Below are 12,426 nucleotides of genomic sequence, written 5' to 3'. Positions count from 1 at the left end.
TATCTGAAAATTAATAAAATTCAATTAAGGCTTTGTGAAAGTTTAGCCAAATGATAGAAACGAGGGGATGCAGATGAGGACTGAAGCGTATTTGAATCTTTTAGAAACCCGTCTTGAGAGATATTTTGACATAGAGAAAAATATAATGTGCAGAAATACGAAGTTAGATCTTTTTGCCAGATCCTTTATTCGGAATGAGAGATATATCGCTAGTAAAAAGCTTACCATATATGCCTATGAAAACAATGAGTATTGTTTTATCAAAAGCAGCGACACAATTTCAAAAGAATCCTTTACCCAGTTCACAGACTTCTTGAAGGATGCTGTGACGGATTATGTTACACCCCACGAAGAGCATATGTCCAGTGTGATCACAGGGATTGTGATCCTGGAAAAAGAGCCTGGTGAGGAAATGAGAAAGCAGTTTCAAAATTTTAAATATCATAAATCCTTTGCCTTTGGATTTAAAGGATGGGTAGACATTCGATTGATTCTTGTGGTACTCGATAAAGGCGAAGTGATTACCAACAAAAAGGGAAGGGAGGTGCAGCAGTTTTACAAGGTTTCATAGTATTTATAGACATTATAGGCAGTAAAAAAAGAAAAGGGGGATTGTTTTATGAACTCATTATGGTTAATCGTTGTAAGTATTATTATTTTTAGCGTGGCCTATGTGACCTATGGGGCATGGCTAGCAAAGCAATGGGGCGTAGATCCTACAAGAAAAACACCTGCCCATACAAAGAATGACGGTGTGGACTATGTACCTGCAAAAGCGCCTGTATTGTTAGGCCATCACTTTGCCTCCATCGCGGGGGCGGGACCTATTGCAGGACCGATTCAGGCAGCTATATTTGGTTGGGTGCCTGTTATGCTTTGGATCATAATCGGTGGGATTTTCTTCGGAGGAGTACAGGACTTTGGTTCATTGTTTGCTTCTGTGCGACATGAAGGAAAATCTATTGGTGAAATCATTGAAGCCAACATGGGAAGACGAGGGAAAAAATTGTTTGCTGTATTTGCTTGGTTAACACTGCTTCTTGTTGTGGCAGCTTTTACCAACATTGTTGCCAATACCTTTGTCAGTGTACCACAGGCAGCTTCTGCTTCTGTACTATTCATGATTCTCGCAATCGTATTTGGTTTTGCAGTGTATAGAAGGGGGTTACCATTAAGCGTAGGTAGTGTTATCGGTGTTGCTCTTTTATTTGGATGTATCGTATTAGGAAATATGTTCCCGCTTGCTTTAGACAAAACAACCTGGATCATGATCCTGATGGTTTATATTTTCTTAGCTTCTGTTACACCGGTTTGGATTTTATTACAGCCTAGGGATTATTTGAATTCATTCTTGTTATATGCTATGATTCTAGGCGCTATTATCGGATTGGTCCTTTATAGACCATCTATTGAATTGGCGGCATTCACAGGCTTTAGCATCAATGGACAATTCCTGTTCCCAATGCTGTTTGTTACGGTTGCATGTGGTGCCATCTCTGGATTCCATGCCTTGGTTGGATCAGGTACATCCTCTAAGCAGATGGACAATGAAGCTGATGCGAAATTCATCGGTTATGGCGGTATGTTGATCGAGTGCGTATTGGCTGTAGTAGCCATCATCACAGCGGCTTATGTAACAAAGGACAAATTGGGTGAGCTATTGGCTGCCGGTGGGCCTGTAAATGTATTCTCCGATGGGATAGGGGTATTCATGTCTAAATTCGGCATCCCTTATGCAGTGGGTAAATCTTTCGTAGCGCTAGCAGTTTCAGCATTTGCATTAACAAGCTTAGATACAGCTACAAGACTAGGAAGATTTATATTCCAAGAGTTCTTTGAGGATCCAACAAAAGAAAAGCAAAACGTATTAACAAATCGTTATGTTTCCACAACCATTACAGTAATCATCGGTGGTGCTTTGGCAGTTGGTGGATATGAGAAAATTTGGCCTGTATTTGGTTCAGCAAACCAATTGCTAGCAGCCCTTGCCTTGATTGCCATCGCAGTTTGGCTGAAGAATACAGGGAAGAACTACAGTATGTTCACCATTCCGATGACATTCATGTTTATCGTGACGATCGTAGCATTAGGTTTCTTAATCAAAGCCAACATGATAGCGAAAAACTATATCTTGGTTGTATTCCCAATCTTGCTATTGATCTTGGCAGTAATCTTGGCCTTTGAGGCATATAAAGTACTGGGCGGCAAAAATCCAAATACGCCTAAAGTAAAGGCATAATAATGATCAAATAAAGGTGGAGCATGGTTTCCACCTTTATTTTTATCCAAATTAAGGTACAATAGGAATAGAGAATAAAGTAGCGGAGGATCAGCAATGTATAAGATTGGGATGATTGTACCAAAGGATTTAATAGAAGATGCAAGGGCAGCCATAGAAGAAAACCAGGGCGGAGTTACCCTTTTGGAGGGCTCCATGGATGAGGGTGTAAGATTGATAAAGGACTTGATGAATAGCCCTTTTGAGGTGCTGGTCGCCAGAGGAGGAACAGATGAACTGTTAAGAAAGTCTGGCATTGAGATACCCATTGTAACGATACCCATTACCTCCATGGATATTCTTCGAGCTATGAAGGCAGGGGAGAAAATAGGTTCTAAAATGGCATTGATTGCATTTCAAAACATGATGTCAGCCGTTGAGAACTATGAAGAAGTCATGGAGTATGAGATTGAGAAATGTGTGGTAGAAAGCAGGGAAGAAGTAGAAGAGAAAATAGTCATGTTGATCTCCCAGGGATTTGACACCATCATAGGTGGTGGTATTGTTGCTGATTTTGGTAAAAAATATGGCGTCCATACCATCATGATCAATACGGGCAAGGATGTGATCGCTCGATCGATCTTGGAGGCAAAACGATTGGCAGCTGCCATGTGGGAAGAAAAAGAAAAGGGTGAGAAATTCAGGACGGTAGTAGAATATGCCTATGATGGCATCATTTCCGTAGATCGAGAAGGAAAAATCAATATTCTCAACCCATCGGCAGAGAATCTGCTGAAAAGGAAAAATAAGAATCTGATAGGAAAGAACATCCAAGAAGTATTTCCCCAGATGGAACTGTTGGATACGCTGACCCGAGGGGTGGAGGAGACCGAAGTGATCAAGAACATCCAGGGCAGTCCTTTTATTTTCTCCAAGATTCCTATTCATATTGAGAAGGAGGCCATTGGCGCCATCGCTATTTTCCAAGATACAGGGAAGATTCAGCGGATGGAGGAAAAAATTAGAAGAGAGTCTGTAAAAACTGGGCATTTTGCCAGATATACCTTTGAGGACATGCTGGGGGTTAGTGATGTCATGGCAGAATCCATCCAGATTGCCAAAGAGTATGCCAAGACCAATTCCACTGTGTTGATCGAAGGAGAAACGGGCACGGGAAAAGAGATTGTGGCCCAGAGCATTCACAACGCCAGCGGAAGAGTCCATGACCCCTTTGTTGCAGTGAACTGTGCAGCTCTGCCAGAAAGTCTGCTGGAGTCTGAACTCTTTGGATATGCGCCAGGTGCTTTCACAGGGGCTGACCGTAAAGGAAAGAAGGGAATTTTTGAACTGGCTCACGGCGGTACCATTTTTTTAGATGAGATTTCGGAAATTCATCCGCGGCTCCAAGGTCGATTGCTGCGGGTGATTCAGGAAAAACAAGTGATGCGGATTGGTGATAATCGTGTCATTCCCATAGATGTACGGATTATCGCTGCCACCAATAGAAACCTGGAACAGCTGGTGGAAGAGGGGTATTTTCGAGAAGATTTGTACTATCGTCTCAATGTCCTGCGGCTCCTCTTGCCATCATTACGGGAACGTCAGGAGGATATTCCCCTCCTGCTAAATCATTTTCTTCAGCAATATGGGCAACGGATGGACAAGGAGAAAATTCACATAGAGAAGGATGCACTAGAGGTTCTGTGCCAATATCCATGGAAGGGAAATGTAAGGGAACTCAAAAACTTTGCAGAACGATTGGTAGTGATGACCCAGAAAACCATCATTCAAGAGAAAGATCTTAAGGAGCGGTTCTTGGGGAGAGGGAAAAAGCCCCAAAAGCTGGTTCAGGAAGTCCATCTACCAAATGTGGAGAAGAATACCATAGAACAGGTACTGCAACAGTATGGAGGAAATGTATCGAAGGCAGCGGAGGTTTTGGGAACGTCGAGAACGACGCTGTGGAGAAAGATGAAAAAATATAATATCAATGTTTCTCGATGAAACGATAATTGTTACATATTGAAACACAATAGCCTATTTGACTTGAAAACAATAGGCTATTGTTTTGTTATTATCCTGTTTAAACAAATTTACTTATCTTCTAGAAACGTTGTAGGGAGTGACATACCCGTCGCTCTGAAGAAGGATAGGGATATATCTACATGAGTTTGGCATGGCTTTTGCTTCATTAAAGCAAGGGCATAGGTAACATTTATAATACAATGAGACATACTAAGGATGGAATTTTTAAATGCAGAAGAAAGGGTGATACAATGAAGGAATACATTGATCTGCGCTCTGATACGGTAACCCAGCCTACCCAGGAAATGAGGGAGGCTATGTTTCGGGCAGTGGTGGGAGATGACATCATGGGGGAGGACCCTACGGTCAGAGAACTGGAAACCCTGTCAGCAGATATCTTAGGAAAAGAGGATGCACTCTTTGTAACATCAGGAACCTTGGGAAACCAAATCGCTGTGATGGCATTGACCAATCGTGGTGAAGAAGTGATCGTGGGAGATACATCCCATATATTTAACCTAGAAGTGGGGGCTCTGGCTGCCTTGTCTCAGGTGCAGACAAGACCTATCGAAGTACCTACGGGGACCTATTCTATTGAGAAAATGGAAGAGTTGATCCAGGAGGAAGGGATTCAACGGGCGAAAACATCCCTGATCTGTATTGAGAATACAAACAATCTAAATGCAGGCTTTGTGGTGCCTGTAGAAAATATAAATGAAGTATGCGCTTTGGGGAGGAAATACAATATTCCTGTCCATCTGGATGGCGCAAGAATCTTCAATGCGGAGGTGGCATCCAAGGTATCTGTAAAAGAAATTACAAGACATGTAGATACAGTCATGTTTGCCCTCACCAAGGGGCTAGGATCGCCATTTGGAGCCATATTGGCTGGAAACAAGGATTTTATCCAGAAGGCACGATGGATCAAGCAAAGACTAGGCGGAGGTTTTAGACAAGCAGGTTTCTTGGCTGCGCCTGGTATCGTAGCTTTGAAAACGATGATGCCTCAGATCGAAATAGATCACCATCATGCACAATTATTGGGAAAAGGTTTATCTGCCATAGAAGGATTAAAGGTAGATACCACAAGAATCCATACCAACATCGTCACGGGTTCTGTGGAAGCGCTGCCGATTAGCATAGAGGATTTCTTGTCTAAGTTAATGGATGCTGGCATCAAAGCCAAGCGAATTTCGAAAACCTCTTTTCGTATGGTAACCCATTGGGGCATCGAAGAGAGACATATCAAGGAAACGATCAGGAGTGTGGAACAGATTATTTCAAACTTATAAAGGGGTGTAATCATGGAAAGAAGACAATATTTACAAATACCAGGACCTACCAATGTGCCCGATCGGATATTAAGAAGTCTTTCAAAGCCTTTGATCAATCATCGAGGACCAGAATTTGAGCTTTTGATTGAACAATGTATCGCTGGGTTGAAAAAGGTATTTCGCACCCAGAATGATATTTTGATTTTCCCAAGTTCAGGAAGCGGTGCTTTGGAGTCGACTATCGTCAACTTGCTTTCCCCTGGAGATACCATCGTGGCTGTTTCTCAGGGATTGTTCAGTGAGCGGATGGCTGCCATCGGGGAAAAGTTTGGCATCCATGTTGTGCGCATTAACAAGGAGTGGGGGGAAGCAGTACAGATCGATGAAATCAAAAATCTACTCATGCAAGATACAGAGAAGAAGATTAGGGCCGTGTGTTTGCCTCAGAATGAAACCACATCAGCCATTACCAATGATATAGAAGGCGTCGCCAAAATGATGAAGGAGAGTCAGCATCCAGCGCTACTGGTAGTAGATGCCATCAGTTCTTTGGCGTGTCTCCCACTGGAGATGGATGGCTGGGGGATCGATGTGGTGATAACAGCATCCCAGAAGGGGTTAATGCTGCCGCCAGGACTAGGTATCGTAGCCTTGAATGATAGAGCATGGAAGCTGGTAGAACAGTCAACATCACCAAAATGGTACTGGGACTACAAAGCCGTACAGGAAAAAATGAAGGGAGGACAATTCCCTTATACACCAGCCACAACCTTGCTATTTGGCTTGAAAGAAGCATTAGATATTCTAGAGGAAGAAGGAATAGAGAAAATATGGGAAAGACATGGGTTGATGGGCAAAGCTGTGCGGAAGGCCGTTCATGCCATGGGACTCACTTTGTTTGCTGAGGAGGAATATGCATCAGATACAGTGACTTCTATTGGCATGCCCGATGGTATTCAATACAAAGAGCTTGCCGGTTTGCTCAATAAAGACTATGGCGTCGTCATCGGCGGAGGTTTACAGCAGCTCCAAGGAAAGATTTTCCGTATCGGCCACCTGGGTGCCGTGGACCAACTGGATGTGTACGCAGTCATGGGTGCTGTGGAAATGGCCCTATATCGTCTGGGCTATCATGTGGAGTTAGGTACAGCTGCGAAAGCTGTGGCAAAGACATTTTTAAAGGAATAAACCGTGAAAACCATCGACTTTTGTCGGTGGTTTTATTTTTTTGTTGGAAAAAAGTAGATAGAAAAGTAAAAAGTACTAGAAGGATTCAGAGAAGAAAAGAAGAAATAAATATAGGACCCAAGTCTTACTTTTTTTATCTTGACAAAAGTTAAACAATGGTTTAAAGATCAATGAATTTGAATGAAATACAAAAGTATGATAAAATAGATTGGATTCACCTAAAATGAGAAAGATTTTCGTATTCTATAACTATGGGAACGATCCACAACAAATAATAGCACGGTAGGGAACGACGCCCCTGTCGTTCCGCAAGAACAGGATTAAATTTTCATGGTGCTATTTACTGATGTAGGGAACGACGCCCTCGTCGTTCCGTAAGAATAGGATTAAATTTTCAAAATGAGAAACTGACATTTAGATAGATAGAAAAGATAGAGAAAATGGGAGGGAGTCTAGGCGCATGGGCAAATTGTTTGGAACGGATGGAGTACGGGGTATTGCCAACACGGAATTAACTGCAGAATTAGCATATCAGCTAGGACGGGTAGGAGCCTACATATTAACAGGTGGCAAGAAAAAAGCAAAGATTGTTATCGGAAGAGATACGAGAATATCGGGAGACATGCTGGAAGCAGCTCTTGTAGCAGGAATACTTTCTACAGGCTCCGATGCTTTGTGTGTAGGGATTGTACCAACACCGGCGGTTGCTTACTTGACAAGACACTACGGTGCTGATGCAGGCGTCGTGATTTCTGCATCCCACAATCCGGTGGAATACAACGGTATCAAATTCTTCAATAAAGACGGATTTAAACTACCAGATGAAGTAGAAGAACAGATTGAGGAAATCATCCACAATGGGGGGCACATTGATCTTCACCCTACTGGCGGAAACCTAGGCAAAAAAGTAGAAATAGATGATGCGATCAAGCAGTACTCAAGCTTTTTAAAGGGTACCATTGGGGTAGATCTTAGAGGACTGAAAATTGTCGTAGACTGTGCCAATGGAGCAGCCTATGTGGCAGCACCATCTATATTATCTGCCCTCGGTGCAGAGTTAAAAATCATCCATCATAAGCCTGATGGGTTGAACATCAATCTAAATTGTGGCTCGACGCATCCAGAGGATGTACAGAAGCTTGTTCAGGACTGGGGCGCTGATGTAGGTTTGGCCTTTGATGGAGATGCCGATCGATTGATTGCAGTGGATGAAAAAGGCCAGTTGGTGGATGGAGATAAGATTCTGACCATCTGTGGCTGTAGTTTAAAAGAAAAGGGTTTGCTGCCTCAAAATACTATCGTGGCTACCGTAATGAGTAATATTGGCTTGGACATCGCATTGAAAAAATGTGGCTGTAGAGCGGAGAAAACCAATGTAGGAGACCGATATGTTCTTGAGAAGATGAAGGAAGAAGGCTATATGCTAGGTGGTGAGCAATCTGGTCATATCATCTTCTTACAACACAACACCACAGGGGATGGATTATTGTCAGCATTGCAGCTGTTGGCTGTGATGAAGGAGAAGGAGCAATCCCTATCTAAGCTGGCAGGTGTGATGACCAACTATCCTCAGGTACTGATCAATGCCAAAGTGAACAATGCAAAGAAGAATAAATACATGGAAGATGTAGCGATTGCCAAGGAGATTACTAAGTTGGAGGAATTAATGGACGGTGAAGGCAGGGTATTGATTCGTCCTTCTGGAACAGAGCCACTGGTGAGAGTAATGCTTGAGGGTAAGAATGAAAGTCAGCTAAAGGAATTGGCACTGGAATTGGCAAAATTAATAGAGGAAAGATTGCAGTAATAGGCAATTCTATAGAGTTTTTTGCATAAAGTGTAATATAGAACATGAGCCCGGAGAAACCGGGCTCATAAAATCCTTAAAACAATGGAAATCAGAGGATATATTCTACCAAGTTGACAAAAACTAGAATTCGTATTATACTTAATCGTCAGAATGTTGAAAGGGGTGAGGCCTATCGTGAGAGATGGAATGGAAAATTAAATAGTACTGAAGCGCCAGAACTTAGATCCAGACCGGAAGATAGGATGTAAGTTGACGAGGACATGGTTTAGCGAAAATTCGGCGGATGCCATGCGGTGTATAGCCACCACCGAGAAAGATCGGACAAAACCCGTGAGTGATTACGGGCACAAACAACGATCGGGTGGCGAAAAAACCCATAAGATGTGGGTCTTTTTGTGATTCCTAAAATCTAGAACAGTTTAGGAAAACCAGATATGTGATGAAGATATTTTTCTGTTTGCTATAACGATTGTGGGGACCGATTCCCTGTGAATCATTGTAGGAAACGACGACCCTGTCGTTCCGCAGAAATTATGATTCTTATTCACACATCTGTATTAATTCGCGCTCTAAAACAGAAACTTATTAATGAATGCAGGGAATAGATACTTCTGTTCCGAGGTAGCAAACGACAATTCTGTCGTTCCATGAAAATTATCGTAGGGAACGACGCCCTCGTCGTTCCGAAAAAAATTAAAAATAATAAGAAACCGAGAGGAGACTATAATTATGTGTGGTATCGTTGGATATATTGGAGATAGAGAAGCAACATCTGTATTGATCGAAGGTTTATCAAGACTTGAATATAGAGGTTATGACTCAGCAGGTATCGCTGTTCATACGGACGGGGAAATCAAGGTAAGAAAATTTAAAGGAAGATTGAGTGTTTTAGCAGATCATCTGCAGGAAGAAACAATCAACGGTGTGGTAGGAATCGGCCATACAAGATGGGCAACCCACGGAGAACCATCCGATAGAAACGCCCACCCCCATACAAACGTGGCTGGAAACATCGCTGTCATCCACAATGGAATCATCGAAAATTACATGAAGATCAAGGAATGGTTAATCGAAGAAAAGGGTATCGTATTCAAATCTGAAACAGATACAGAGGTAATCGCCCATCTGGTTGATCATTTCTATGAAGGTGATTTGCTTCAGGCGGTATTTAAGACCATCGAAAAGATGGAAGGAGCCTATGCACTTGGCGTAGTTTGCAAGGAAGAGCCAGATAAAATCGTGGCAGTAAGAAAAGACAGTCCATTGATTGTAGGTCTTGGCGAAGGCGAAAATTTCATTGCTTCTGATATACCAGCTTTATTAAAATATACAAGAAAAATGCACCTTATCGAAAACGATGAAGTCGTATTGCTTACAAAAGAGGGTGTGACCATCTACAATGAATTGGGCCAGCAGATGGACAGAGAAGTATTCCATGTGACTTGGGATGCGGAAGCTGCTGAAAAAGAAGGCTATGAACATTTCATGATCAAGGAAATCAATGAGCAGCCAAAGGGCATCTCAGAAACATTACTAAGAAGATTAGACAAAGACAACAACATCAACCTTGATGGTATCAAGCTGACAAAGGCAGATTTAGAGAAAATCAACAAGGTCTATATCGTAGCTTGCGGTACAGCGTATCATTCAGGCTTAGTGGGCCGATATGCCATCGAGAAATTTGCAAAGATTCCAGTGGAAGTAGATGTGGCATCTGAATTTAGATACAGAGATCCATTTATCGATGAAAATACACTATTTATCGCAGTTACCCAATCAGGGGAAACGTTAGATACATTGGCTGCATTGAGGGAAGCAAAGAGAAAAGGTGCGAGAATATTATCCGTTGTAAACGTGGTAGGAAGCTCGGTGGCAAGAGAGTCCGATGATGTATTCTATACATGGGCAGGACCTGAGATTGCAGTAGCTTCTACAAAAGCCTATACAACACAGTTGGTTGCATTGTACTTGGTAGCACTTCACATGGCTATGGAAAAGGGTACCCTAGATAGAGCAAAATATGAAGAAATCATCGCTGCATTGAAGGAAATGCCAGAGAAGGTTCAAAAGATATTAGACAATAAGGATACAATTCAACACTTGGCAGATGGCCAGTTTAATAATGAGAGCGTATTCTACATGGGAAGAGGCGCTGACGTGAACGTAGCCCATGAAGGATCACTAAAGTTAAAGGAAATTTCCTACATTAACTCCTTCGCCATCGCTGCAGGAGAGTTGAAACATGGTACAATTGCATTGATTGAAGATGGTACATTGGTTGTAGCATTGGCTACTCAAGATCATCTATATGAAAAGATGCTGTCTAACATCCAAGAGGTAAGAGCAAGAGGTGCTTATGTAGTAGGTGTTGCAAAGGAAGGTAATAAGGAGATTGAAAAGACAGCAGATGTGGTATTGTATATCCCAGATACCATGGATGAATTGACACCGATCCTAAGTGTGGTTCCATTACAATTGATGGCATATTACATCGCCGTAGCAAGAGGCTGCGACGTTGATAAGCCGAAGAATTTGGCAAAATCAGTAACGGTAGAATAAGATCATTAAGAGGCATTTGGAAGTGGATTCCAAGTGCCTCTTTTATGTTAAAATGATAACGTTAAATATCAATATATACAAATGATGTCCTGACTGGAGATTGAAAAGGCTGTATGATGGCTTTGAAAGCTTAGTGGTTACTATATAAACTTCCTATTAACTGACGGAAATGGTTTTGTGGGGTAGGTTTAGAAGAGATTTTAAATATTGATAATTGAATACTAGGATAAGTAACGGAGAAATCTTTAGAGCTGAGTGCTAGAAATACACATAAGATTTGAAATATGGCGAAGTTATACAATAATCTTTATAGGGAACGAGCAAGAACTGTCCTTTGGAATGTGAGTGTTCATTAATGTAAAGCTTAAAAAGCAAAAAAATACTTAGTCCGACATAGTTTGACAAAATCTTTATTCGAGAGTCGGTAGAATATAATTATAAAAACAACGGTTTGATTTTTGATAAGTAAAATTCCCACAAAACAGCATCTTGATTATCGCCAAAATACATTTCTTATGAAGGAAACCTATATGAAGACGAAGAATACTATTCATATGAAAATGTATACTGCAAATTTGAATGATACCAATCTTTAAGATTAAATTTTTATTAGTGAAATCTAAGTAAGGAGTATGTATGAGACGATGAAAAAGATACTCAATTTGTTTAGAAATAAAGGATTTGTTTGTTATACAACAGATAGGTACAATCTCGATAATGTTCATTTTGAACCCTATCAAGATGAAGGAGAAGAGTTTGATAAGAACAAGATATTTGAAACAGATAACAAATCTGGAAAATTTATTAAAATAAACAATATGAATACAAGCACTTCTCTATTTAAATTCTTTTTAGATGGATCTAGGTATACTTATAAAATAGCAGAAATGGAAACAGCTGACGGAAAATTTATGCCTATTATTGCTGGACAACTGGCTACAGGCGTTTGCTCAAGAGAAGAAGGAAAGATAAAAAAATATGATTTGAAAAGAAAAAATGCACTTATGGTGTATCACCAAATAAATAGCGAGGATTTTATTGATCTCAAGGAAGAGATTAAAAAGATAAAAGTAAATAAAATAGAATTTATATTGGAAAAATACCAATTCAAGAACAACACTGAAACAAGACCAGAGAATTTGGCCATCGCCAAAATACAAAAACTGATGATGGGTATGGAGATTGATTTACTTACAGAGATGGTTATTGTATGTAGATAAAAAAGTCTGCTCACAAATAAAAAACATTGGTTAAGAATAAAAAAGTTTGATTGGAAGTCGTGGGTGTTTTGCAGGTTAATGCTGCTGAACATTCACGGCTTTTTTATGCAGACACTCCATCCAAAGCGGGTT

Annotated in this window: 8 protein-coding genes; all 8 read left to right on the top strand. The window is 41.0% G+C overall.

Annotated elements, in window-relative coordinates; all coding sequences use genetic code 11:
- Positions 1 to 73: 73 nt before the first annotated feature.
- The 8 genes from HNQ80_RS05865 to HNQ80_RS05830 all read left to right on the top strand — a co-directional run bounded on the left by HNQ80_RS05865 (position 74) and on the right by HNQ80_RS05830 (position 12,294).
- Entirely contained in the window at positions 74 to 571 is a 498-nt protein-coding gene (locus tag HNQ80_RS05865) for a hypothetical protein (RefSeq protein ID WP_184309112.1), read from the top strand.
- A 48-nt stretch (positions 572 to 619) separates the two neighbouring features.
- Positions 620 to 2,239: a carbon starvation CstA family protein gene (locus HNQ80_RS05860; protein ID WP_184309110.1), complete on the top strand. Its 1,620-nt coding sequence runs from the start codon at positions 620 to 622 to the stop codon at positions 2,237 to 2,239.
- 96 nt (positions 2,240 to 2,335) lie between these two features.
- A complete protein-coding gene (locus HNQ80_RS05855; protein WP_184309108.1) occupies positions 2,336 to 4,222 on the top strand; it encodes a sigma 54-interacting transcriptional regulator in 1,887 nt (628 codons plus the stop codon).
- Between the two features lie 272 nt (positions 4,223 to 4,494).
- Positions 4,495 to 5,535 carry a threonine aldolase family protein gene (locus HNQ80_RS05850; protein ID WP_184309105.1) on the top strand — a complete coding sequence of 347 codons (1,041 nt, stop codon included), beginning with the start codon at positions 4,495 to 4,497 and terminating at the stop codon, positions 5,533 to 5,535.
- A gap of 12 nt (positions 5,536 to 5,547) precedes the next feature.
- The gene (locus HNQ80_RS05845) at positions 5,548 to 6,705 is read left to right on the top strand and encodes a pyridoxal-phosphate-dependent aminotransferase family protein (RefSeq protein WP_184309104.1); all 1,158 of its coding nucleotides are present in this window, start codon (positions 5,548 to 5,550) and stop codon (positions 6,703 to 6,705) included.
- A gap of 460 nt (positions 6,706 to 7,165) precedes the next feature.
- Positions 7,166 to 8,512, top strand: coding sequence for a phosphoglucosamine mutase (gene glmM / locus HNQ80_RS05840; RefSeq protein ID WP_184309102.1), 1,347 nt, complete (start codon positions 7,166 to 7,168; stop codon positions 8,510 to 8,512).
- A gap of 732 nt (positions 8,513 to 9,244) precedes the next feature.
- Positions 9,245 to 11,074, top strand: a complete 1,830-nt coding sequence (gene glmS / locus HNQ80_RS05835) for a glutamine--fructose-6-phosphate transaminase (isomerizing) (RefSeq protein ID WP_184309100.1) — start codon at positions 9,245 to 9,247, stop codon at positions 11,072 to 11,074.
- Between the two features lie 644 nt (positions 11,075 to 11,718).
- Entirely contained in the window at positions 11,719 to 12,294 is a 576-nt protein-coding gene (locus HNQ80_RS05830; RefSeq protein WP_184309098.1) for a hypothetical protein, read from the top strand.
- Positions 12,295 to 12,426 lie beyond the last annotated feature (132 nt).

Origin of the sequence: Anaerosolibacter carboniphilus, from assembly GCF_014205875.1 — a bacterium.
Classification (GTDB): domain Bacteria; phylum Bacillota; class Clostridia; order Peptostreptococcales; family Thermotaleaceae; genus Anaerosolibacter; species Anaerosolibacter carboniphilus.
Note: the sequence above shows the minus strand (reverse complement) of the source record. Positions and strands in the feature narration are given on the sequence as shown.